This window comes from Microvirga flavescens (assembly GCF_003290125.1).
GTDB classification, from domain to species: domain Bacteria; phylum Pseudomonadota; class Alphaproteobacteria; order Rhizobiales; family Beijerinckiaceae; genus Microvirga; species Microvirga flavescens.
Genome location: NZ_QMKH01000005.1, coordinates 157,797 through 181,255, shown reverse-complemented (window position 1 = coordinate 181,255; position 23,459 = coordinate 157,797). Strand labels below are relative to the sequence as shown.

The following is a 23,459-nucleotide window of genomic DNA, read 5'->3' as shown; positions in this document are numbered from 1 at the left end:
TCGACACGTAACCCGTGCGGTTCGTGAGGATCCATGACGAATCCAAGCTCCCTTGAGCCAAACCCCGCTTCCATCGGCCGCGTTCCGGCCCCGCCCTTCGCGCGTCTCCCCGATCCGCGCGCGCTGTTCGCGGCGCGGCGTCAGCGGCTGGAGGCCCTGGCGCGAACGAGCGACCTTGCCCCCTATCTGCGTTTCATCGCCGGGCTGGCCGATGCGCAGCACCGCATTCAGGAGGGGCTGGCGGAACCGGATTTGCCGCCCGCCGACGCCCTCGACCGCGCGCGGGAATTCGGCATGCCGCCGCTGGACCGCAACCGTTTCGAGATCGATACGACGGTCGAGGAAACGCTGAACCGCCTCTTTGACGCTGCGTCCTCTCTCGTCAAGCCGGAGGAGGCGCAGGCCGCGCTCAAGCGCGTGAAGGATGCGTCGGTGGAAAAAATCACCGCGATGGTTCGTGGTGTTCTGGCCGATTCCATTCCCGCCGATGCTATCGCCGAACATGCTTATGTCGCGGCAGGATTGCAGGTTCATTTCGCGCGCCTCGCGGCGCGGTTCGATGCGGGAAAGCTCGCGCGTGTCGGCGATGGCGCGTGCCCCTCATGCGGTGGCCCGCCTGTCTCCTCCCTCGTCGTCGGCTGGATGGGTGCTGAAGGAGCGCGCTATTGCGCCTGCTCGCTGTGCGGCACGTTGTGGAACGTGGTACGGGTCAAATGCGTGCTTTGCAGCTCCACGAAAGGCGTCGGCTACAAGGAGATCGAGGGTGGCCCCGGCACCATCAAGGCGGAATGCTGCGATGCGTGCCACGGCTATGTGAAGATCCTCTACCAGCAGAAGGATGCCGCGCTCGATCCTGTCGCGGACGACATTGCGAGCTTCGGCCTCGATCTTCTCATGCGCGAGAGCGAATACCGGCGCGGCAGCTTCAATCCGTTCCTTCTAGGGGCGTGAGCAATGGCGGATGCGGCACTCTCATCCTTGCGCAAACTTCCGTCCGTCGATCAGGTGCTTCGCTATCCCGCCGTAGAGACGGCCATCGGGCATCATGGTCGGGCGGAGACGACTCTTGCTGTGCGGGAAACGCTCGCCTCTCTCCGTGACGCATTGCGTGCTGGCGGCGACGCTGCCGACGAAAGCACCATCGCCGCTTCCGTCCTGTCGTTGCTCGAGGCGCGACGTGGCTCGTCCCTGAAGTCGTTGTTCAATCTCACGGGAACGGTGCTGCACACCAATCTCGGCCGTGCGATTTTAGCGGAGGAGGCGGTCGAGGCGGCGGTGGCGGCAATGCGCAATGCCGTCTCCCTCGAATTCGACCTCGACGACGGGCGGCGCGGCGAGCGGGACGATCATGTCCGCGCACTCGTGTGCGAATCGACCGGCGCGGAGGACGCGACCATCGTCAACAACAACGCGGCGGCGGTCCTGCTTGTCCTCAACACGCTCTCTCAGGACAAGGACGCCATCGTCTCGCGGGGCGAGCTGATCGAAATCGGCGGCGCGTTCCGCATGCCCGAGATCATGGCGCGCGCGGGTGCGCGGCTCGTCGAAGTCGGCACGACAAACCGGACACATGCGAAGGACTATCGCGCCGCTTTCAGTGCGCAGACAGGGCTCGTGCTGAAGGTCCATACGTCCAATTATCGCATCGAAGGGTTCACCGCCGAGGTTGACGCGCCCGAACTTGCCCGCATTGCGCGCGAGCATGGCGTGCCGCTCGTCAATGATCTCGGCTCCGGCACGCTGGTCGATCTCTCGTGCTATGGGTTGTCGAAGGAGCCAACGGTGCGCGAGGCGGTGGAGGAAGGCGCGGACCTCGTGACCTTCTCCGGCGACAAGCTGCTCGGCGGCCCGCAGGCGGGGTTCATCGTTGGGCGTAAAGACCTGATCGCCGCGATCAATCGCAACCCGATGAAGCGCGCCCTGCGGGTGGACAAGATCCGACTTGCCGCCTGCGAGGCGACTCTCAAGCTCTATCGCGATCCTGACCGTCTGGCGGCGCGCCTGCCGACGCTGCGCTTTCTGGCGCGTCCTGCTGAGGATATCGCGCGGCAGGCAGAGCGGCTTGCTCCGGCCATCACCGGCGCGCTCGGAAAAGGCGTGTCCGTGGAGGTCACGTCGTGCCGCAGTCAGATCGGCTCCGGGGCTCTGCCGCTCGAGACGATTCCGAGCGCGGGACTCTCGCTGACGCCGGAAGGCGGCGGCAAGGCGCTTGAACTTTTAAGCGCGGCACTGCGGGCCTTGCCGCGCCCCGTCATCGGACATGTGACCGGCGGTGCGCTTGTTCTCGACCTGCGATGCCTCGCAGACGAAGAGGGATTCGTCGAGAATATCGCCGCTTTTCAACACGGACGTTCGGTATGATCGTCGGCACGGCGGGGCATATCGATCACGGTAAGACCTCGCTCGTCAAAGCGCTGACCGGTATCGACGCGGACCGGCTCAAGGAAGAGAAGGCGCGCGGCATCACCATCGATCTCGGCTTCGCCTATTGGCCGCAGGGCGATGGGCAGGTGATCGGCTTTGTCGACGTTCCAGGACATGAGCGCTTCGTGCACACGATGGTCGCGGGGGCGAGCGGAATCGATTTCGTTCTGCTTGTGGTCGCCGCCGACGATGCGGTGAAGCCCCAGACGCGGGAACACCTCGCCATCATCGATCTTCTCGGCATCGAGCATGGCGTCGTCGCCTTGACGAAGGCCGATCTTGCAAGCGCGGAACAGCGTGAGGAAGCGGTTGCGCAGATCCGCAAGGTCCTTGCCGGCACGAGGCTTGCGGGCATTCCCATTATGCCTGTCTCGGTCGTGACCGGTGAAGGCATCGATATGCTCAAGGCGTATCTGCGCGAAGCGGCGGCCTTGCAGGAAAAAAACGATGCGTCGGGCCTATTTCGCCTCGCGGTCGACAGGTGCTTCACGCTGGCGGGCACAGGAACTGTCGTGACAGGGACCGTTCTTTCCGGAGGCGTTTCGGTTGGTGAGCGCGTCGTCATCAGCCCGTCAGGGCTTTCCGCGCGCGTACGCTCGATCCATGCGCAAAACCGCCCTGCCGAGAGCGGTGTCGCTGGCGAACGTTGCGCTCTCAACCTCGCAGGAGAAGGGATCGCCAAGGATGTGATTGCGCGCGGCGATGTAGTTCTCGATCCGAAAATTCATGCGCCGACGGATCGCATCGACGCGCGCCTGCGCATCCTGCCGAGCGAGACGAAACCCATTGGGCAATGGTTGCCCGTGCGTTTGCACCACGCTGCAACAGAGGTCGGCGCGCGCATCGTTTTGTTGGACGATACGCCGATCAAGCCCGGTCACGAGGCGCTCGTGCAGCTCGTTCTCGATAAGCCCATCGCTGCCGCCGCGCGGGATGCTTTCATCCTGCGCGATACATCGGCTCAGCGCACTATCGGCGGCGGACGCTTTATCGATCTGCGCGCGCCTTCTCGCCACAGGCGTGGGCCTGAACGGCGCGCGCAGCTCGAGGCTCTGGCCCATGACGATCCGGCAGAGGCGATGGTCGCGCTTGGAGAAACGCTGCCGCATTTTTTCGATCTCTCGGCTTTCGCGCGCGACCGCGCCGTGTCGCTTGAGGATATGGCGGCTCTGGCAGATCGGCTTGGCTTCGTGCGCATACCGGCAGGGGCCTCCACCATTGCGCTCAGTGATAAAACCTGGGCCGCGTTTGCGAGCGATCTCCTCGCGATCTTGGAGAAATATCACGCAGAGAACCCCGATCTTCAGGGCATGGGGTTCGAGCGATTGCGAATGCAAATCGAGCCCCGCCTTCCTGTCGTGGCGTTTCGCGCCGCGCTTCACGTCCTCGTGCAGGAAGGGCGGATCGCCATCGATGGATCATGGGTGCGGCTGCCGGGGCACGAAGTACGCCTGAGTGATGAAGAGGAGCGGCTCTGGCATGCGATCAGCCCGCTTTTTTCCGGCTCCGAACGTTTCCGCCCACCGCGCGTGCGTGATGTCGCAGGGCTTTTGAACGAGCCAGAGACGAAGATCCGCGCCATGTGCAAGCTCGTCGGCCGGCTGGGGAAACTCGACGAGGTGGCGCATGATCACTTTTTCCTGCGCGACACCGTGGCGGAAATGGTCGGGATCGTTCAGGATCTTTCAGCTCAGGCAGGCGATGGGCAATTCACGGCGGCGCAGTTCCGTGACAGGGTCGAGAACGGGCGCAAGGTCGCCATTCAGATTCTCGAATTCTTCGACCGTCACGGCGTCACCTTGCGCCGCGGCGATCTTCGGCGCATCAACAGGCACCGGCTCGACCTCTTCAGGTCAGCGCCGGAGGAGCAGGGAGGAGAAGCGTCCCCGGTGGGGCGTCCGGACTTCAAATCCGGGTGGGGCCGCGAGCCGGTCCTCGGTGGGTTCGACTCCCACTCTCTTCCGCCATCTCGTTCGCTCAAGGGCGCGAACTAGCATTTCGGGTCAGGCGTCGCGGGGTTCATCGGGTCGAGGCCGCTCGCGGTTGGAGGGTGCTCCGTCGGCGATTGCTCTGTCGGCCCTTTCGGCGTGGTGCCGATAAAGGAACCGCCGGTGCCGCCCGTCCAGCCTGTCGAACCCGCAGTCCCCGGCGATGTGCCGGAAGCGGGGCTTTTCGGATCAGGCGCTGTCGCGGCTCCAGACGGTGGGGCGTTGTTGTCACACGTCTTCACGGGAGATTGCGCCCAGCACGGCGCCGACAAGCCGGTGAGAAGGGTGAGAGCAATCATGCCGCGCATTACGTCCATCCCTCTTTTGCACAATGGCGAGGGAACGTACGGGCAGGAAGAGGGTTCCTGAAAGTTTCAGACGACGGTGATCGAAGGCGTTCCGCTTTCCGCGTGGCCGACGATGCGAGCGGAAGGATAGCCTGCGTCAAGAATGGTTTGGAGAATGTCCTGCGCACGTTCGGGCGCGCAGGCGACGAGAAGGCCGCCCGATGTCTGCGGATCGGTGAGAAGCTGACGTTGCCACAGATCGAGATGCGGCGGGAGGGTGACGCTCTCGCCATAACTGTCCCAGTTCCGGTTCGACGCGCCGGTGATGTAGCCCTTCTCCGCCAGCGCGCTCGCTTCGCGAAGAAGCGGCAGGTCGTTCAGGTTGATGGTGAGCGCGAGGCCCGACCCGCGTGCCATTTCGAGGCCGTGCCCGAGAATGCCGAAGCCCGTGACGTCGGTGATGGCGTGCACGTCGGAGCCACGGGCAAGCATGGCGCCGACCTTATTGAGCAGCGTGACGGACGCGATCATCTCCGCATAGGCTTCTGCGGATAGAGCGTCCTTCTTGAACGCAGCGGAATAGATACCGACGCCGAGTGCTTTCGTGAGGATGAGCGCATCGCCTGCCTTCGCGCCGCTGTTGCGGCGGATCTCGCTTGGCTTTCCAGTGCCGATGACGGCAAGCCCATAGACGGGTTCCGGGCAGTCGATGGAATGACCGCCGGCGACCGGAATGCCTGCTTCAGCGCAGATCGAAGCGCCACCCTTCAGGATTTCCCGCACGACTTCGGGAGCGATTTTGCCGAGCGGCATTCCGAGGATCGCCAGCGCCATGATCGGCCGCCCGCCCATCGCATAGACGTCCGAAATAGCGTTGGTGGCGGCGATGCGTCCGAAGTCGCGTGGGTCGTCCACCATCGGCATGAAGAAATCCGTCGTCGCGATGATGCAGGTGTCATCGTCAAGCTGCCACACGGCGGCATCGTCCGCTGTCTCCGTGCCGACCAGAAGCTGGCGATAGGGGCTGGCCGCAGGCTGTTCGGAAAGAAGCTGCTGCAGGACGGACGGGGCGAGCTTGCATCCGCAGCCTCCGCCGTGAGCGAGATGAGTGAGCCGGAAACCCTGCGTGTCCATAAGCTTCCTCCAGACAGGCCGCCTATGGTGTCAGACGTTCCTCTTGGAGGCAAACCCGCCCCTTGCTATGATGGCGACCTGAAAGAGAGAACCATGAGCGCGAGCCGTTCCGATATCCAGACGCGAATTGCCGGGCGCGCGTTGTTTGCCGCCGCTATCCTTTGCGTCGTGGCAGCGGGGGCGCTTCTCTGGGCGCGCTATGGCGGAGCTGTTTTCAACGACATGATCCTGGCCGGGTTGGCCTGGTGCTTCTGACGGCTCAGGTTTCATAGCAGGCCGCTGCGAGAGGTCCGCGCCAGGCCGTGGCGGGTCTTGTTCCACTGAAAGGGCGCACTGACCAGCTCCCACAGGCTGCGCCATGCCGCCAGGCTGATGAAGAGATAATAGACCGGCAGCAGGGGCACCCACGGCAACAGCCCCCACAGCCTGCGCCGCTTGATAGCGACCAGCGCGGGGATCGCTATAGCCATCAGGCCAACCAGGAACAGCGTGGAGCTCCATGCTTCCAGCGCGGCAATCCAGATCGTATCGGAATAGACGCCGGGATCGTTGAGCCACGCGTTGAGAGCGAGGGCCATGAACAACGGATAGCCGAATGCGGTGACAACGGTGCCGGCGGAGACGATCAGGGTGCCGATGAACCGCCACGGACCAAGCTCTCGAAAGATCCGCCAAGGATTGCGCGAGTGGCAGTAGCATGTCTGGATGAAGCCCTTCATCCAGCGCGTTCTCTGCAGCATCCAGGCAGAGAGGGTGCTCGGCGCTTCCTCCAATGTGGAGGAGGGAAGATCGCCGACGCGCATCCCGAAGCGAGCGAGGCGAATGCCGAGATCGGCATCCTCCGTGACATTCCAGGCGTCCCAGCCGCCGACCTTGCGAAGCGCCTCGGTCCTGAAATGGTTCGAGGTGCCGCCGAGCGGGATCGGGCATCCGACCTCGACGAGGCCCGGATTGATGACATCGAACAGGATCGCATATTCCAGCGTGAAAAGGCGTGTGAGCCAGTTGTCCTTCGTGTTGTCGATGGTGAGGTGCGCCTGAAAGCACGCGGTCTCTGCCGATGCGCGTGCAAAGGCAGCAGCAGCGAGGCGCAGCTGGTTGGGCTCCGGCACGTCCTCCGCGTCGTAGAGAACCGTCAGCGCGCCGCGCGCGAGCGGCAAGGCGACGTTCAGGGCGCGCGGCTTGGTGCGCGGGGCTCCCGGCGGCGCAATGATGACCTCCATGAAGCCCGGAAGGTCCAGGGCTTCCAGAACCGCTCTGGTCTGCGCGTCGTCCTCCTCGAGCACGAGCTTGATATCGAGTTTTTCAGGAGGGTAGTCGAGACGACTCAAGGCTGAGACCAGACGCGGGGCGACACATTCCTCACGATAGAGAGCGGCGATGACGGTGTAGGTCGGGAGCTGCGCATCAGGAACCGCATGCTCCAGAAGAGAGGAGGACGTGGAGGAAGGGAGAAAGGCCGCGGCCAGTCGCAGTGTCACGTTTCCGAAAAAGAGCGGGCTCATGAGAGAGGCCAGAGCCATCACCGCACGTTCAGAAGCCGCAACCAGCGTGAAAGAAACCGCAAAGGCGGCAAGGCTCAACAGCGCGATTTGAGGGGCCCCTATGTCGACATGGTTTGAAAGATGCGCATATCGGGCGGAAAGGCCGTGGGCGGCTTGATGAGCTATGCCCTTCCTCTGGATCGCGAACACAGCGCGCATGAGGGCTGAAGAGGTCGTGAGCGCGATGGGGCGTCCCCGAGAGGGTCGCATGTGAAGCAATTGTGCGATCTGGCTTCCGCGAGGCGTGAGTGCGTAAGCGGGGGCGACCTGCGCAAGAGGCACGATTCCGCTGAGAATGCTGTGAGGGTAGCTGGCCTTTGGCGAAACCTTCGGATGGGAAATGAAGGGAACGCCAAGCTCATGCGCCAGGGCGCGATAGAAGGCTTCCTCGGTCACGAGCCCATGAGCGATGAGCACCCGGTCGGCGCTCACCCCCGTAATGGCCGCTATCGTTGCGGCATCCTGCAGAAGGCCCGAGGGAACGCCGTGAGCGGCGAGAAACCCGATTTCCGTCGGCAATGGAAGCGAACTAAACGCCGACGCCGGGATCTCTTTGGCTTGACCACTCCTCACGAACAAGAAAAGCTCCAACAGGCTGAAGGGAAGCGGCGACGACCGATGCGGTTGACCGATTCGAATGTCATTACATTGCGTGTGCGCTTCGGTTGCAAGATCAAGCGTATGCTGCACGCAGTGATATTTGCCCTGTTGCCGGGGTTGGCCTGGGCTCAAGGCATCCCCGGTCAAGGCGTGGCCATTCCCAATTTCTGGGACCCGCGGGCAGCACCGGAGCGGCCGGATCTGACCGGTTTCCGAACCATTCGCTTTCTGATCGACGACGAATTTCCGCCCCTCGCGTTCCCGGGGCTCGACGGCAATCCCACCGGATTCTCGGTGGAGCTGGCGCGGGCCGCCTGCGAAAGGCTGAACCTGACCTGCACCATCCAGGTGCGCCGCTTCGACATGCTGCTTGACGCGCTGGCTGACAGGCAGGGCGATGTGGTCGCCGCCGCCATCCCGACGACCGCGAAGCTGCGGGAGCGGTTTGCGGTCACCACCCCCTATTTCAAGGTGCCGGCCCGTTTCGCGGTAAGGCTCGACCGGAATCTGCCCGAACCTCAGACGAAGGACCTGGCTGGAAAGAAGGTCGGCATCGTCGCCGGGACCGCGCACGAGGCCTTCGCCAAAGCCTTTTTCCCGGGCGCGGCGCTGACACCGTTCGAGGATCTCGCGGGGGCGCAGGCGGCCCTGAAGTCGGGCGGGGTCGATTACCTCTTCGCGGACGGCTTGAACCTCGCCCTCTGGGTCGGCGGGGCGGACGCCGCCGGGTGCTGCGGCTTTGCGGGCGGCCCCTATCTGGAAAGCCGGTTCTTCGGGGAGGGGATGGGTTTCATCGTCCGCAAGGATGACGAAATTCTTCGCCGGGCTCTCGACTATGCCCTCCAGCAGCTCTGGAAGGAGGGCAAATATGCCGAACTTTATCTGCGCTTCTTTCCCGTAAGCCTGTTCTAGGCCGGAGTCAGGGCGGCAGTGCAAGACGCCCCTGCCGAAAGGGTAGGGGCGTGCGAAACCGTTTGCGCCGCATTGACCCTGACGGGCTCGCTTTCTAGTGTGCCGGGCTTCATCAACATGTCAGGTATCATGTCCAAGCCTCTTATCCTCGATCCAGCCCTCGTCGAAGCCGCCCAGATCGCCACCGCGTGGCCGTTTGAGGAAGCGCGCAAACTTGTCGAGCGACTGAAGAAAACGGGGAAAAAAGAGGTGCTGTTCGAAACCGGCTACGGCCCCTCGGGTCTGCCGCATATCGGCACCTTCGGCGAGGTGGCGCGCACCAGCATGGTGCGCCATGCCTTCCGGGTTCTGACCAACGACACCATCCCGACCCGCCTCGTCGCGTTCTCTGACGACATGGATGGGTTGCGCAAGGTGCCGGACAATGTGCCGAACAAGGAACTCCTGGCCGCCGCTCTCGGCAAGCCGCTGACCCAGGTGCCGGACCCGTTCGGGCAATATGAGAGCTTCGCGCACCACAACAATGCGCGCCTGCGCGAGTTTCTCGACGCCTTCGGGTTCGATTACGAGTTCATGTCGGCGACCGCCAGCTACAAGGCGGGCCTCTTCGACAAGGCCCTGCTGACCGTGCTCGAACGCTATGACGCCGTGATGGCGATCATGCTTCCCTCGCTGCGCGAGGAGCGTCAGCAGAGCTATTCGCCCTTCCTGCCGATCCATCCGAAAACCGGCATCGTCATGCAGGTGCCGATCGACGAGCGTAACGTGGATGCGGGCACCATCGTCTGGCGCGATCCGGAAACCGGCGAACGTTTCGAGACGCCCGTGACGGGTGGCCATGCCAAGCTGCAATGGAAGCCCGATTGGGCGATGCGCTGGGTCGCGCTCGGCGTCGATTATGAAATGGCGGGCAAGGACCTGATCGACTCGGTCAAGCTCTCCGGCGAGATCGCCAAGGCGCTCGGCGGCCTGCCGCCGGAAGGGTTCAATTACGAACTCTTCCTCGACGAGAAGGGACAGAAGATCTCGAAGTCGAAGGGCAATGGCCTGACCATCGACGAGTGGCTGACCTACGGCACGTCGGACAGCCTCGCGCTGTTCATGTACAACAAGCCGCGCGAAGCCAAGAAGCTTCACTTCGACGTGATCCCGCGTCAGGTCGACGACTATCTGACGTTCCTCGAAAAATATCCCGCGCAGGATATCAAGACGCAGCTCGCCAATCCGGTCTGGCATCTGCATACGGGCGAGCCGCCAGCGCCGGAGCTGGTTGCCTCAAGCGGTGGGCAGGGCGGCACGACGATTTCGTTCTCCATGCTGCTCAACCTCGTGGCGGTGGCGAACTCGGAAGATCCGGCCATGCTGTGGGGCTTCATCCGCCGCTACGCGCCCGGCGTCTCGCCGCAGACGCATCCTCGCCTCGACAGCCTTGTGAAGCGCGCCGTGCGCTACTTCGAGGATTTCGTGAAGCCGCAGAAGACCTATCGTCTGCCGGACGAGGTGGAGGCGGCGTCCCTTCGCAAGCTCAGCGAGGCACTCTCACCCTTCGAACGCGGCGAGCAGCCGGCGACGGCGGAAGCGATCCAGGACGAGATCTACAACGTCGGCCGCGCCGAACCACGCTATCAGGACTTCAAGGCCAAGGGCGCGACGCCCGAGCGCCCTGGCGTTTCCATCGAGTGGTTCAACACGATCTATCAGGTGCTGCTCGGCGAGCCGCGCGGCCCGCGCTTCGGCTCCTTCGTCGCGCTTTATGGCGTGAAGGAAACGCGCGCGCTGATCGAGAAGGCGATTGCCGGTGGCCTCGTGCGCGAGCATGAGGAGTTCCTGCGCCAGCGGGAGGCCGGACGCGCGGCTTGAAGCCGGCGTTCTGAAATCAAGCTTAAGGGGCAAGCTAAGGGGAAGGCGAAGCGGGCTCTGCTTCGCCTTCTTTTTTATGCGCGCTCGTCGAGGTTAGTGTCGGCTCCACATCACGCGCGCGACCCAGGAAACGTCTTCGAGCGGCAGGGGCGTTTCTTCCTGCCCAGAGCCGAGGGACGCAAGCTCGAGTGTCTTAGGAGTGCGGCGCCGCAGCTCCTTCGCGATGATCTCCCCGGCCTTGGTGCGCACGATCACGCGGTCGCCCTTGCGCATGCTGGCGGTGGGCGAGACGATGATGATGTCGCCGTCGCGAAAGAGCGGGCCGAAGGAGTCGCCGGAGACTTCGAGCGCGAAAACGTTGTCTCCAGCAAAGCCGGGAAAGTTGATCTCCTCCCAGGCAGGCCCGTTTTTCGGGAGCCCGTCCTCGGTAAACAGATCACCCTTCGCGGCCAGCTCGAGCTTGGTGAGCGGCAGAAAGGCTCCGCGCGTTGCCCCGCCCGGTTCGACGAGGCGAATGAAATCCTCAAGGCTCGCGCCGGTGGCGTGCAGGATCTTGGAGATCGATTCCGTCGACGGCCAACGGTCGCGGCCCTCAGGGCTTGTTCGCTTCGATTTGTTGAAGCTCGTGGCATCCAGCCCCGCCTTGCGGGCGAGGCCCGAGGCAGTCATGCCATGGCGCGCAGCCAGGGCATCGATGGCAGCCCAGACACGGTCATGAGAAAGCATGGCTTGAACCTCCTCGACAGCAGAACATAAGATCCGAACCTTTCCCTAGGAAATTAAGGCCGATTGTCAGGGCTTCAACCGTCCGACGCACGCGACAACTCGTCCATGTCCGGGTTGCCCACAACCTTCGGCCCAGTTACTCAAGACACATGGCACTGATTTACAAAATCTCTCCCGAAGTCCTTTGGCGGCAGGCCGAGAAGGATGGTTCCTTCACTGGCGCGCCTATCGACCTTCAAGACGGCTATATTCATTTCTCGACAGCAGAGCAGGTGCGCGAGACGGCGGAACGGCATTTCGCCGGACAGTCCGATCTCCTTCTCGTGGCGGTCGAGGCGGACACGTTGGGCGGGGCTCTCAAATATGAGCCGTCCCGCGGCGGCGCGCTGTTTCCGCATCTTTATTGTGTCCTTTCGATGGCTTCCGTCGTGTGGGTCAGACCGCTACCCTTGGGGGGCGATGGACGGCATGTTTTTCCGGAGCTGACATGAGGATCGGCGCTCTCTATCCCCTCGCGAAGCCGCTTTTGCATGCGCTCGATCCCGAGACGGCCCATCGCGCCACGATCAAGGCACTGTCCCTGATGCCGATCAAAGGTGGTGCGAAGGACGACCCGGTTCTCGCTGTGGATGTGCTCGGACGGCGCTTCCCGAATCCGGTTGGATTGGCGGCGGGCTATGACAAGCAAGGCGAGGTGCCGGATCAGCTTCTCTCCCTCGGCTTCGGGTTCGTGGAAATCGGTGGTGTGACGCCGAAGGCGCAAGCAGGCAATCCGCGCCCGCGCGTGTTCCGCCTCGAACGTGACGAGGCAATCATCAACCGATTCGGCCTCAACAGCGATGGACTGGAAGTTGTGCGCGAGCGCCTTGTGCGCCGCCGGGGACGCCCCGGAATCGTCGGCGTGAACATCGGCGCGAACAAGGAGAGCGCGGACAGGATCGCCGATTATGTGCGTTGCGTCGAGCGCCTGTGCGGTTTGGCCGATTTCCTGACGATCAACGTTTCCTCACCGAACACGCCGGGGTTGCGGGATCTTCAGGGCGAGGCATTTCTCGATGATCTGTTGGCGCGCTGCGTGGAAGCGCGAGAGAAGGCGGATGCAGGGCACTCGCCCAGGACAGCCATTCTCCTGAAGATCGCGCCGGACATTTCGCTCGATACGCTCGACGCTATCGTCGCCACGGTTCTCAAGCGCGGCGTCGATGCGCTCGTCGTTTCCAACACGACTGTCGCGCGGCCGGAGAGCCTCAAAGAAAAGACTCTTGCCGGCGAGACGGGCGGGCTTTCCGGGAAACCTCTCTTTTCGCCCTCGACGCGGCTTCTTGCGCAAACATTCCTGCGCGTGGAGAACAAAGTTCCACTCATCGGTGTCGGCGGCATCGACTCGGCCGAAACAGCCTTCACGAAGATCCGCGCCGGCGCCATGCTCATCCAGCTTTATTCCGCGCTGGTCTATCAGGGGCCGGGGTTGATCGAGACGATCAAGGATGGCCTGCGCGATCGCGTTCGCCAGTCGGGACGATCCTTGAGCGCACTTGTGGGAAGCGACGCACGAGAGTTGTCGCAGCAGGCCTGATTTCGTTCTCTTGAGGGAGGCGCAACAAGCAACCTCACCTTTGTGGGTACTTGACTAGAGAGGCCTGTGCTCTGAACAAAGAGCGCTTAAGCTTGGGTCAAATGCGCCGGATTGTGACAGCCATCGTCCGGTTGCAGCGAACGTACATTTCCCGCATGAGGATGGATGATGCTGGCAGGCAGGTTGCTCAACCGCCTCAGGGCGGACAAAGAGCGATTTGAATGGCTTCTTGCAGCGTTGATAACGCTGGGCGTCGTCGTGCTCGAATTGAAGACGGGCTTTCTCGTGCGCGTGTACCTGCTCGCGCGCGAGCATCAGGATCTTTACATCGACAAGCTGTATCTTGGGTCGATTGCCGCCTGCGTCGCGCTGGCCTTCATCGGCGTTCGCCGCTCTGTCCGGTTGCGCGCCGAAATCAGCCGCCGAGTCGAGGCAGAGCGGCACGCAAAGGCCATCGCGCGGCATGATCCGCTGACCGGCCTGCCCAACCGGAGCAGGTTCATCGAGGACGTCGCATCCACGATACAACGGATCAAGACCTACGGCTCGTCCAGCGCCGTTCTTCTGATCGACCTCGACCGTCTCAAGACGATCAACGAACTTTACGGCCACGCGGCGGGAGACAAGGTGTTGTCCGAGACGGCGGCGCGGTTGCGCCGTGTCCTGCGCGTGGGCGATGGGCTTGCCCGCGTCGGCGGCGACGAGTTCGCGCTGGTGATTGCCGTCAATTTCGATGAGGACATTCCCGTCCGCGTAGCCCAGCGTGCGATCAACATCGTCAATCAACCTGTCGTGCTCGGCGATGCCGAAATCAGGGTCGGCGCTGCTGTCGGAATTGCGATGTGCCCCGGCGACGGTTGTGATCCCAATGCGCTGCTGCACGCAGCGGCTCTCGCGATGAAGCGCGCCAAGAAGGAAGGGCGTGGCAAATATAGCTTCTTCGAAGAAGGCATGGACGAGGAATTGAAGTCCCGCGCCATCACCGAGCGGGAGTTGAAGGCCGCGATTGCCGCGAACCACATCAGGCCTCACTATCAGCCGCTTGTCTCCCTCAAAACCGGCGAGGTCTGCGGTTTCGAGATTCTCGCCCGCTGGGAGCATCCGACGAAAGGCCTTCGCATGCCGGCGGAGTTCGTTCCGGTCGCTGAGGACACGAGCCAGATTTCGGAGCTGTCCTATCGCCTGCTGCGGCAGGCCTGTGAGGATTCGAACGCGTGGCCCATCGGGCTGACGCTCTCCCTGAACATCGCCCCCTGCCAGCTCGAGGAGCGTGATCTGCCCTATGCCATTCTCGCTGTCCTGCGCGAGACGGGGTTCGATCCGAGGCGCCTGATCATCGAGATCACGGAGGCCGCGCTGGTGCGGGATCTCGATATGGCGCGGGAGATCCTGGGCGTGCTCAAGCGCGAAGGGGTGCGGATCGAGCTCGACGATTTCGGCATCGGCTATTCAAGCCTCTATCACTTACGCGAATTGTCCTTCGACGCGATCAAGATCGACCGTTCCTTCATTCAGGAACTGCGCGGCGACGATGAGAAAAAGAAAATCCTCGGGGCAATCATCAATCTCGGCCACACGTTAAGTCTCGCGACGGTGGCCGAGGGCGTCGAGGATGAGAGCGATTTCGCCCTGTTAAGTGAACTGGGGTGCCAGTTCGGGCAAGGCTATCATTTCGGCAGGCCGGTCGCCGCCCGTGAAGCGACCCGCCTCGTCGATCGGGAGCAGGTCGTCGCTTAGGCGGCCATGGCGGGCGTGCGTGAAGCGCCGAAGGCCTGCCGCGTCAGCCGTTGGCTCAGCAAGGCTTGTCCGATTCCTCTCGTGCCGAGGAAGGCGAGAAGCGCGATCCAGAGCCCTGCATTGCCAAGGCTGCCGACGGACAAAAGAACGAGGCTGTAGGCCGCAAGAGCGATCAGCATGAGATTGCGCATCGCCTGCGTCCATGTCGCTCCGGCATAGATCCCATCATACGCGAAGGCGAATGCGCCGACGAACGGCGTGGCGGCGGCAAAGATCAGGTATTGCTTGGCGTAGGCACGCACATCGGGATTGGTGGTCACGAAATCGATGAACCAGTCGCCGCCGACGAGGAAGATTGCGGACGCCGCAAGGCCGAAGCCGAAGCACCAGCCAAGGCTCAAGGACACCGCCCGCCGGAAGCTGCGCTCGTCGCGCGCACCGAGGCTTTGCCCGCACAGCGTTTCCGCCGCCGTGGCGAAGCCGTCGAGGAAATAACCGCCGATGAGGAAGAGGTTGTAGAGAACCGCGTTCGCCGCAAGCGTTACATCTCCTGCGCGCGCGCCGAGCGCGGTGAAGATCGAGAACGCGAGAATGAGCGCGACGTTGCGGATCATGATGTCGCGATTGATCGCGAGCGTCTGGAACATCGCGGCCCGGTTCAGAACCTCGCTGCGCGCAACGGCGAACGGGTTGGAGCCGATGCGGCGCAGCACGACAATGCCGAGCCCCACGCCGATGACCTCAGCGAGCGCCGTGCCGATGGCAGCGCCCGCGACGCCGAACTCGAAGACGAGAACAAGGACAGATGTCAGGATAATATTGGCGACATTGATGGCCACCTGCAAAAGCAGCCCGAGATCGGTTCTCCCGCGCCCCAGTGTCGAGCCGAGGATGACATAGTTCGCGAGTGTGAAGGGCGCCGCCCAAATACGCAGGAAGAAATAGATGGAGAGCGCGCTCGTGACGTTTTCGCTTGCTCCCGCGAGCGAAAACGTGGCCATGCCGATGGGCCATTGCAGGGCGATGAGGATGAGCCCGGCGACGATGGCGACGACGAGCGCCCGTGCAAGGGTGGTGTCAATCTCGTGGCGATTGCCAGCGCCGACCGCCTGCGCGGTCAGGCCGGCGGTGGCCATGCGAAGGGAGCCGAAGCTCCAGAACACGAAGTCGAACACCACCGCGCCGAGCGCGACCGCTCCCAAAAGATGCGCTTCGCCGAGCCGCCCGATCACTGTCGCGTCGACGAGGCCGAGCAGCGGCGTCGTCACATGCGAGAGCGTCATCGGCAGGGCGAGGGCGAGCACCCGCTTATGAGAGACTTCGATGCGCATAGAAGCCGAACCGTCCATGATCAGCGGCCCCTGTCGAAAAGGCGCACGAAAAACCAGAGCGGCACGACGATGATCGCGCCATACAGTATCCAGCGGCCAACCTCCTTCACCGTGTCGAGGCTCACGTTCAGAACCGCCTGGATCCAGTCGAACAGGCCTTCGATCAGCCCGAGGGGCGTAACGTTTAGGAAGGCCATGAAGGCCCCGACGAGGAGGGAGAGAAAGATCAGCTTGGCAAGGACGGAGGCCGGCGAGCCGCCGAGAAACCGGTTCATGTTGGACATCGCCTCACTCCTCCCAAAAGCGCTCTGGACCGGAGCGCCCGCGCATGCTTCATCGCAAGCACAGGAAACGAACGCAACCCGTACCTTCCCATGATCGATCATACTCTCTTCGACCCCGCCGCTATCAGCGAGGAAATCAAGGCGCAGAACGCCTATATCATCGAGCGGTTGAAGGGCCTGCCGGACCAGTGGTCCATTCCGCCCGCCGTCGTGCGCGAGCGCCGCGCCCAGGGGCTGGGCCCCTTCCCGCCGATGCCGCTGAGCAAGCGGGCAAAGGTCGAGACCATCGATGGGCCGCGCGGGCCGATTTCCTTGCGGATCATTGCCCCCGAGAACCCGCGCGGGGCCTATTTCCATGTCCACGGCGGCGGCTGGACCTTCGGCACCGCGGACGAGCAGGACCCCTGGCTCGACCGTTTGGCGGAACGCTCCGGCCTTGCGGTGGTGTCGGTCGAGTACCGGCTGGCGCCGGAAAATCCCTATCCGGCCGGACCGGACGATTGCGAGGCCGCGGCCCTCTGGTTCCTGCGCGAGGCGCAGGGGCGGTTCGGCACGGACCGCCTGTTCATCGGGGGCGAATCGGCGGGCGCACATCTCTCGGCGGTGACGATCCTGCGCCTGCGGGACAAGCACGGCCTCAAGCCCTTCCGGGGCGCGAACCTTTTCGCCGGGTGCTACGATCTCTCAATGACGCCGAGCGTGGTTCGTTGGGGCGCCGAGAAGCTGATCCTCAACACCCGCGACATCCGCATGTTCACGGACAATTTCTGCGGTCCGGATGCCGACCGTCGCGATCCGGATATCTCCCCGCTTTATGCCGATCTCACCGGCCTGCCGCCGGCCCTGTTCTCGGTCGGCACGCGGGATCTTCTGATCGACGACACGCTGTTCATGGCGGCGCGCTGGGCGCGGGAGGGCAATGCGGCGGATCTCGCCGTCTGGCCGGGCGGCTCGCACGTCTTCATCCGCTTCGACAGCGCGCTTTCGGAAGCCGCATTGTCGCGGATCGACGCGTTCATCGAAAAGCTCTGAGACTGAAAGAGTGGAGGGCGTGCCCGTTCGGCGCGCCTTTCGTTCACTCGGCGCTGGCCGGGGAGGGGCGCTGGGTCACGCCGATCTTGGAGGCCGCGATCACGGCCTGGGTGCGGCTGTCGACGCCGAGCTTGTCGAGAATGGCCGAAACGTGGGCCTTCACCGTGGCTTCCGACACGCCGAGCTCGTAGGCGATCTGCTTGTTGAGCAGGCCCTCGGAGAGCATGGCGAGCACCCGCACCTGCTGCGGGGTGAGGGTTCCGAGACGGCGGACGAGGTCGGCGGTTTCCTTGTCCTCCGCCGCCGTCAGGTCGACATCGGGCGGAGTCCAGGTGTCGCCGGCCAGAACCGCCTCGATGGCGCTGCCGATGCTGTCCACATTGACGGATTTCGGAATGAAACCGAATGCGCCGAATTCCATCGCACGGCGGATCACGGTCGCTTCCTCGTTGGCCGAGACAATCACCACCGGAATTTCAGGATATTGCGCGCGCAGCGAAAGAAGGCCGGAAAAACCCTGGACGCCGGGCATAGTCAGATCGAGGAGAATGAGATCGACATCCCGTGCGGTGCTAAGGAGCGCGCCCAACTCCTCCATCCCGCTCGACTCGATCACGCGCGCCTTGGACAGGACCGAACCGATCGCCTGCCTCAATGCGCCGCGAAACAGCGGATGGTCGTCCGCGATCACGATCGTGGTGTTTTGACCCTGCACCCTGTCTTCTCCCACGCAGCCTCCTGAGGCTTACCCGCAACCTGCACCCGATGGCAAGCAGGGGACTTTAGCCATGACCATTCCACGGAAAAAGCGCAAGTCTTTCCGCAGGGTTAGGCTCCGATCAGGTAAAAAACGACTTCGCGATTATGAGGCCGATCGCGGTGTTCGACAAGATAAAGCCCCTGCCAGGAGCCTAAGGCCATCTGGCCTTCGAGAACGGGGATGCTCAGGCTGGTGGCGGTCATCATGGCCCGGATATGGGCCGGCATGTCGTCCGGGCCTTCGGTTGTGTGGAGATATCCCACCTCTCGTGGCGCAAGGCGGTCGAGGGCGGTCAGAAGATCGGCCCGCACGTCCGGATCGGCGTTTTCCTGAATGAGGAGCGAGGCCGAGGTATGGCGGCAGAACACCGTGAGCAGGCCGTGCAGGATTCCGGTCGAAAAGACCCAGCGCGAGGCTGCCTCCGTGAGATCGGTGAAACCCTGCCCGCTGGTTTCGACCACGAGCCGTCCGGATGCCTGCTGGGTCACGCTGCCCTCGGTCAGGGGTTCGATGTCGAGCGGTTTCATGTCTCGCGGTCCTCCAGCGGATAGGTTTCCTCTTCGCCCCTCGCTAGAATTCTTTCCAGTGTTTCGATGCGGTCCGCCTCGGCGGCGGGCTTGTCCCAGCGGATGCGGTTGATGCGCGGAAAGCGCATCGCGACCCCCGACTTGTGGCGCGTCGAACGCTGCAGCCCCTCGAACGCCACTTCGAGAACGAGCCCGCGATCCTTACCGTATTCCACCTCGCGCACGGGGCCGAAGCGGTTGACCGTGTGGTTGCGGACATAGCGGTCGAGCTGCGCCAGCTCCTCATCCGTGAAGCCGTGATAAGCCTTGCCGACGGGGACCAACTCGTCGCCTTCAGGCCCCGTGCGCCAGACGCCGAAGGTGTAATCGGAATAGAACGACGAACGTTTCCCGTGACCGCGCTGCCCATACATCATCACCGCATCGACGAGATAGGGATCGCGCTTCCACTTGTACCAATATCCTTTGGGCCGCCCTGGTAGATAGGGGCTGTCGGCCCGCTTGATCATGCAGCCCTCGATGGCCTCGGCATCGGGACCTGCGCCGACCGAGGCCGGATTTGCACGCGCGGCGGCAAGAGCCTCCCACGAAGCAAAGGAAACCATCGGGGAGAGATCGATGCGTGGATGCGCGATGCGGCTGACGAGTACTTCGAGCCGTTGACGGCGTTGGAGGAAGGGAAGATCGCGTAAGTCCTCTCCGCCTTCGGCGAGAAGATCGTAGACGCGGAAATGCGCGGGAAACTCCGTCAGCAATTTTGCGGTCACGCTCTTGCGGTTCAGGCGCTGCTGCAAAACGTTGAAACTTTGCACGAGGCCGTCGCGCACGATCAGGAGTTCGCCATCGAGCGCGCCATCGAAATCGAGAGCCTCGACGAGATCGGGAAAGGCACGCGAGACATCATCGCCCGTGCGCGAGTAGATCCGCCGCACCATGCGCCCGTCGGGCGCGCGACCCGCCGCGGCCTGCAGGCGAATGCCGTCCCATTTCCATTCGGCGACGAAGTCGGTGGCGGTGAATTTCCCGAAATCCTCATCCTCGATGGGGTGAGCGAGCATCGGCGGGCGAAACGGCGCGGGGTTTTTCGATTCAGGTTTTGGGCCGCGCCCTTCCACCCAGGCGAACAGGTTTTCATAGGGCGCTTCGAGGCCATGCCACAGAAGCTCGACTTCATCCGCATCGACTCCGCCGAGTTGCGCGACGGCGGTCTTCGCAAGCCGCGCCGAAACGCCGACGCGCAATTCGCGCGTGATGAGCTTGAGCAGCGCCCAGCGCCCTGTTTCATCCAGTGCGTCGAGCCAGCCTGCGATGCGCGCGGGCAGTTCGCTCTTGCCGGTGCTGGACAACGCCTCAACGACTTCGCCAAGCGTCGGCACATGCGTGGGCGGATTGTTGTGGCCGGGTCGGGGCGGCGCGTCGGGCGTGGATGAAACTTCTTGCGGTGCGGGCCAGATCAGCGCCGTCGTTTCGGCAAGGTCGCCCACATAATGATAGGACATGCGAAACAACACCGGATCGACCCGCTCTTCCACCAGCCCCCGGATCAGGCCGGGCTTGGCCCCCTGGAACATCAGCGCATCGGTCATCGCGGCAAGCGCGTAGCCACGATCGGGATCGGGCGTGTGGCGGAAGTAATCGACGAGCAGTCGCAGTTTGGCGTTGCGGCGCGGTTCGTAGGCGAGACGGTCGAGGAGGGCGGCGAAGCGGTTCATGATGCGCCCGCCTCGCTTGTTTCGGCAGCCTGCGCCGTATCCTCCGCCTCTCCTTCATCGCCATAACCGAGCATGTGCAGAGGGCGCGCCTTGATGCCTTGCTGCAGGCACCAATGCACCAGCGCATCCTCCTGTCCGTGCGTGACCCAGACTTCGCCCGCGCCCGTTTCGCGGATGGTGCGGCAGAGATCGTCCCAATCCGCGTGGTCCGAGATCACGAGAGGAAGCTCCACGCCTTTCTGGCGCGCGCGGGCGCGCACGCGCATCCAGCCTGAGGCGAAGGCGGAAACAGGATCGGGAAATCGCCTTGACCAGCGATCCTGAAGGGAGGACGGTGGACACAACACGATGGCGCCCGCAAATTCCGTACGCGGCAGATCGCCGACGAGCGGCGTTTCGCCAAGCGAAACGCCCTCGCTCTTGTAGAGATAGGTCAATCGTTCCATCGCGCCGTGAAGATAGATCGGCGCGTCGTAGCCTTCCTCCCGAAGCAGCGCGATGACATGCTGCGCCTTGCCGAGTGGATAGGCTCCCACCATGTGCGTGCGCTCGGAAAAGAGCGAGACGGAGTTCAGGAGCTTGCGCACTTCCTCGCGCGCTGGTGGGTGTCGGAAGACCGGCAGGCCGAATGTCGCCTCCGTGATGAAGACATCGCAGGGGACGACCTCGAAAGGTGTGCAGGTCGGGTCCTCCGTGCGCTTGTAGTCGCCGGAGACGACGACGCGTGTGCCGCCTGCCTCAATGACGATCTGCGCCGAGCCGAGCACATGACCGGCGGGGGCAAAGCGCACCGAGACGCTGCCGATGCGCATCGGCTCGCCAAGCTCCACCTCTTCCGTCGTGTCGGCGAAATCCTCGCCGTAACGCACGGCCATGATGCGCAGCGTCTCCCGCGTCGCCAGAACGGCGGCGTGGCCGGCACGGGCGTGGTCCGAATGGCCGTGCGTGATCAGCGCGCGCGTGACGGGGCGGACCGGATCGATGTGAAAATCGCCGAGAGGGCAATAAAGCCCCTGCGGGGTCTGGGTCAGGATGTCGGTGGAGCGCAGAGCCATAGCGTTCAAGATATAGGAAATCAGGCGGGCTTTTCAGCCTTGTCCGCGATCTGCCTGCGGGCACGCCCGTTGACAGCGTGTCTTTCGTCTTTCATGCAAAAGTCATGTCTTTATCTTCGACCTTGCGTTCCTCCGGCGATCTTCTGGCCGACCGCCGCTATGAATATGCCCGTGCCGCCTTCGACGAGAAGGACTTCGAGGCTGCCGCCGATCTGGCGCGGCAGGTGCTGGAGATTGCGCCGCGCTTTGCCGCCGCGCATGCCTTGCTTGGCCGTGCGAGTGCCGCCCTTGGTGAGCAGGAGGGAGCCATTGAGGCCCTGCGGCAGGCCTTAAGCCTGGAGCCTGAAGATTCGTTGGGCGTCCGGCTCGATCTCGCGAGGCTCGGGGCTCTGCCGCTGGAAGAGGCGATCACTGACGGCTATGTGCGCGCGCTGTTTGACGAATACGCGCCGAAATTCGATACGCACCTCACCAAAAGCCTCGCCTATCGCGGCCCGGAACTCATCGCGGACGCCTTGAAGCGTGTCTGCGCCGCTCTGGGCCGGCCCTTGACCTTCGCGCATGTTCTCGATCTTGGCTGCGGCACCGGCCTGATGGCTCGGGCGCTCGAGGGAGTGTGCGGCTCCATCGAGGGCGTCGACCTCTCGCCGCGCATGCTGGAGATGGCGCGGCGCGCGGGGCTTTATGCGGCCCTGCATGAGGCCGAACTTGTTGCTTTTCTTCAAACCCGGGCAAAGGCTGAAGCTGGGCTCGTCGTTGCGGCGGATGTGTTCGTCTACATGGGCGCGCTCGAGGTCGCCTTTCGCGAGGCGCATCGCGTTCTCAAAAGCTCGGGCCTCTTCGCCTTCACGGTGCAGGCTTACAAGGGCGAAGGCTTCATCCTTGGAAGCGATGCGCGCTATGCCCACAGCGAAGCCTATCTGCGCGGGCTAGCCGAAGCGGCAGGCTTCACCGTCACACTCTGCGAAGAGGTTTCGAGCCGGGAGGACCGGGGCGAGCCGGTTCCCGGCCTCCTTCTGGTGCTGGAGCGGGTTTAGACCTGCGCAGGCGTCGAGGGGTGCGGCGCGGCCTCGTAGCAGCCCAAAACCGATTGATCGAAATCGATGATCGATCCGGTCATCAGGCCGGATTCGGCGCTTGCGAGGTAGCCGACCGCGCGCGCGACTTCCGCCGGATCGAGCAGGCGTCCGAAGGGCTGCTCCTTCGCGGCCTTCTCAAGCCAGCCATCCTGCGCGCCGTGATAGGTGCGCATGATCCTGTCCTCGCCGGGCGTGCTCATCCAGCCGATGTTGAGCCCGTTCACACGAATGCGCCAGGGCATGAGGCTGAAGGCGGCGTTCTTGGTCAGAGTCGCGAGAGCGCCCTTCGAGCCGCAATAAGCCGAGATGAACGGCTGGCCGCCATGGGCGGACATGGACAGGATGTTGACAATCGTGCCCTGAATCTTCTCCCGGCGCATGATCGTGGCCGCGTCCTGCATGAGAAAGAATGGCGCGCGCACGTTCACCGCGAACATGCGGTCGAACAGCTCCGGGCTCGTGTCGAAGATCGTGCCACGGTCCGTCATGCCCGCCGCGTTCACGAGAATATCGACCTTGCCGAACACGCTGTCGGCCCGCGCCGTCACCTGGCGCACGTCGTCGACATTCGCGAGGTCCGCTTGCACGAATTCCGTGCGGCAGCCTTGCGCCGTGATCTCCCGCGCCACGGCCTCCCCACGCTCGGCATTGCGGCCGCAGATCACGAGGCCCTTCGCGCCGCGTTCGGCCAGCGTGCGGGCGATGGTTTCGCCAAGGCCCTGGGTGCCGCCCGTAACGATGGCGACGGCATTGGTGAGGGACGAGAGGGAGGGCGTCTGCGACATGGTTTCTTTTCTTTCTGGCGATTGGCGTCGCGCAAGCTGAAACCGAAGCCGGCAAAATAGCAAGCGGGGAAGCGACCATTTTCCGCAAGCCCCCAGGGCGTGCATG

Annotated in this window: 21 protein-coding genes, 1 tRNA gene and 1 pseudogene; 12 read left to right on the top strand and 11 right to left on the bottom strand. The window is 63.6% G+C overall.

Going from position 1 to position 23,459, the window contains the following annotated elements; translation table 11 throughout:
* Positions 1-33 precede the first annotated feature (33 nt).
* The 4 genes and pseudogenes from fdhE to DQW91_RS16620 all read left to right on the top strand — a co-directional run bounded on the left by fdhE (position 34) and on the right by DQW91_RS16620 (position 4,391).
* Positions 34-951, top strand: a complete 918-nt coding sequence (gene fdhE, locus DQW91_RS11645; protein ID WP_112663805.1) for a formate dehydrogenase accessory protein FdhE — start codon at positions 34-36, stop codon at positions 949-951.
* A 3-nt stretch (positions 952-954) separates the two neighbouring features.
* On the top strand, positions 955-2,361 hold the full coding sequence (gene selA, locus DQW91_RS11640; RefSeq protein WP_112663804.1) for an L-seryl-tRNA(Sec) selenium transferase: 1,407 nt from the start codon (positions 955-957) through the stop codon (positions 2,359-2,361).
* Positions 2,295-4,190: pseudogene (gene selB, locus DQW91_RS11635) on the top strand (selenocysteine-specific translation elongation factor); the annotation flags it as partial. The gene selA and the pseudogene selB, both read left to right, overlap by 67 nt.
* 105 nt (positions 4,191-4,295) lie before the next feature.
* Positions 4,296-4,391 (top strand) — tRNA-Sec (locus DQW91_RS16620).
* A 23-nt stretch (positions 4,392-4,414) separates the two neighbouring features.
* Here DQW91_RS16620 and DQW91_RS16615 read toward each other — a convergent pair.
* A complete protein-coding gene (locus DQW91_RS16615; RefSeq protein ID WP_157961429.1) occupies positions 4,415-4,720 on the bottom strand; it encodes a hypothetical protein in 306 nt (101 codons plus the stop codon).
* A 66-nt stretch (positions 4,721-4,786) separates the two neighbouring features.
* Positions 4,787-5,833: a selenide, water dikinase SelD gene (gene selD, locus DQW91_RS11630; RefSeq protein WP_112663802.1), complete on the bottom strand. Its 1,047-nt coding sequence runs from the start codon at positions 5,831-5,833 to the stop codon at positions 4,787-4,789.
* A gap of 93 nt (positions 5,834-5,926) precedes the next feature.
* Here selD and DQW91_RS16880 point away from each other — a divergent pair, with 93 nt between their 5' ends.
* Positions 5,927-6,088: a hypothetical protein gene (locus tag DQW91_RS16880; protein ID WP_198411850.1), complete on the top strand. Its 162-nt coding sequence runs from the start codon at positions 5,927-5,929 to the stop codon at positions 6,086-6,088.
* Positions 6,089-6,099: 11 nt separating this feature from the next.
* Here the strand turns inward: DQW91_RS16880 and DQW91_RS11625 are convergent, their stop codons facing one another.
* On the bottom strand, positions 6,100-7,896 hold the full coding sequence (locus DQW91_RS11625; protein WP_245410997.1) for a glycosyltransferase family 2 protein: 1,797 nt from the start codon (positions 7,894-7,896) through the stop codon (positions 6,100-6,102).
* A gap of 162 nt (positions 7,897-8,058) precedes the next feature.
* Between DQW91_RS11625 and DQW91_RS11620 the strand changes: the two genes are divergently transcribed.
* Both DQW91_RS11620 and DQW91_RS11615 read left to right on the top strand, forming a co-directional pair.
* Positions 8,059-8,889 carry a transporter substrate-binding domain-containing protein gene (locus DQW91_RS11620; RefSeq protein WP_112663923.1) on the top strand — a complete coding sequence of 277 codons (831 nt, stop codon included), beginning with the start codon at positions 8,059-8,061 and terminating at the stop codon, positions 8,887-8,889.
* A 129-nt stretch (positions 8,890-9,018) separates the two neighbouring features.
* Positions 9,019-10,749 carry a lysine--tRNA ligase gene (locus DQW91_RS11615; protein ID WP_112663922.1) on the top strand — a complete coding sequence of 577 codons (1,731 nt, stop codon included), beginning with the start codon at positions 9,019-9,021 and terminating at the stop codon, positions 10,747-10,749.
* Between the two features lie 93 nt (positions 10,750-10,842).
* On the opposite strand, the gene DQW91_RS11610 is transcribed toward DQW91_RS11615, so the two are convergent.
* The gene (locus DQW91_RS11610; protein WP_112663801.1) at positions 10,843-11,475 is read right to left on the bottom strand and encodes a S24 family peptidase; all 633 of its coding nucleotides are present in this window, start codon (positions 11,473-11,475) and stop codon (positions 10,843-10,845) included.
* Positions 11,476-11,624: 149 nt separating this feature from the next.
* Between DQW91_RS11610 and DQW91_RS11605 the strand changes: the two genes are divergently transcribed.
* From DQW91_RS11605 to DQW91_RS11595, 3 genes are all read left to right on the top strand, one after another.
* Positions 11,625-11,966 (top strand): DUF952 domain-containing protein, encoded by a 342-nt coding sequence (locus DQW91_RS11605; RefSeq protein ID WP_112663800.1) that lies wholly within the window; start codon positions 11,625-11,627, stop codon positions 11,964-11,966.
* Positions 11,963-13,051, top strand: a complete 1,089-nt coding sequence (locus DQW91_RS11600) for a quinone-dependent dihydroorotate dehydrogenase (RefSeq protein ID WP_112663799.1) — start codon at positions 11,963-11,965, stop codon at positions 13,049-13,051. Before DQW91_RS11605 ends, DQW91_RS11600 begins: the two co-directional genes overlap by 4 nt.
* 165 nt (positions 13,052-13,216) lie before the next feature.
* Positions 13,217-14,788: a putative bifunctional diguanylate cyclase/phosphodiesterase gene (locus tag DQW91_RS11595; RefSeq protein WP_112663798.1), complete on the top strand. Its 1,572-nt coding sequence runs from the start codon at positions 13,217-13,219 to the stop codon at positions 14,786-14,788.
* On the opposite strand, the gene DQW91_RS11590 is transcribed toward DQW91_RS11595, so the two are convergent.
* Positions 14,785-16,137: an MATE family efflux transporter gene (locus DQW91_RS11590; protein WP_112663797.1), complete on the bottom strand. Its 1,353-nt coding sequence runs from the start codon at positions 16,135-16,137 to the stop codon at positions 14,785-14,787. The genes DQW91_RS11595 and DQW91_RS11590 overlap by 4 nt on opposite strands.
* 2 nt (positions 16,138-16,139) lie before the next feature.
* The gene (locus DQW91_RS11585; protein WP_112663796.1) at positions 16,140-16,403 is read right to left on the bottom strand and encodes a DUF6460 domain-containing protein; all 264 of its coding nucleotides are present in this window, start codon (positions 16,401-16,403) and stop codon (positions 16,140-16,142) included.
* A 90-nt stretch (positions 16,404-16,493) separates the two neighbouring features.
* Here DQW91_RS11585 and DQW91_RS11580 point away from each other — a divergent pair, with 90 nt between their 5' ends.
* Positions 16,494-17,435, top strand: a complete 942-nt coding sequence (locus DQW91_RS11580; RefSeq protein WP_112663795.1) for an alpha/beta hydrolase — start codon at positions 16,494-16,496, stop codon at positions 17,433-17,435.
* A 43-nt stretch (positions 17,436-17,478) separates the two neighbouring features.
* On the opposite strand, the gene DQW91_RS11575 is transcribed toward DQW91_RS11580, so the two are convergent.
* The 4 genes from DQW91_RS11575 to DQW91_RS11560 all read right to left on the bottom strand — a co-directional run bounded on the left by DQW91_RS11575 (position 17,479) and on the right by DQW91_RS11560 (position 21,489).
* Positions 17,479-18,165, bottom strand: coding sequence for a response regulator (locus tag DQW91_RS11575; protein WP_245410995.1), 687 nt, complete (start codon positions 18,163-18,165; stop codon positions 17,479-17,481).
* A 98-nt stretch (positions 18,166-18,263) separates the two neighbouring features.
* Positions 18,264-18,722, bottom strand: coding sequence for a secondary thiamine-phosphate synthase enzyme YjbQ (locus tag DQW91_RS11570; protein WP_112663793.1), 459 nt, complete (start codon positions 18,720-18,722; stop codon positions 18,264-18,266).
* Positions 18,719-20,434: a cisplatin damage response ATP-dependent DNA ligase gene (locus DQW91_RS11565; protein ID WP_112663792.1), complete on the bottom strand. Its 1,716-nt coding sequence runs from the start codon at positions 20,432-20,434 to the stop codon at positions 18,719-18,721. Before DQW91_RS11565 ends, DQW91_RS11570 begins: the two co-directional genes overlap by 4 nt.
* On the bottom strand, positions 20,431-21,489 hold the full coding sequence (locus DQW91_RS11560) for a ligase-associated DNA damage response exonuclease (protein WP_112663791.1): 1,059 nt from the start codon (positions 21,487-21,489) through the stop codon (positions 20,431-20,433). The genes DQW91_RS11565 and DQW91_RS11560 overlap by 4 nt, the downstream gene beginning before the upstream one ends.
* Positions 21,490-21,593: 104 nt before the next feature.
* On the opposite strand from DQW91_RS11560, the gene DQW91_RS11555 reads away from it, so the two are divergent.
* A complete protein-coding gene (locus tag DQW91_RS11555) occupies positions 21,594-22,526 on the top strand; it encodes a class I SAM-dependent DNA methyltransferase (protein ID WP_112663790.1) in 933 nt (310 codons plus the stop codon).
* Here the strand turns inward: DQW91_RS11555 and DQW91_RS11550 are convergent.
* A complete protein-coding gene (locus DQW91_RS11550; RefSeq protein ID WP_112663789.1) occupies positions 22,523-23,353 on the bottom strand; it encodes an SDR family oxidoreductase in 831 nt (276 codons plus the stop codon). The two genes, DQW91_RS11555 and DQW91_RS11550, sit on opposite strands and share 4 nt — an antisense overlap.
* Between the last annotated feature and the right edge of the window lie 106 nt (positions 23,354-23,459).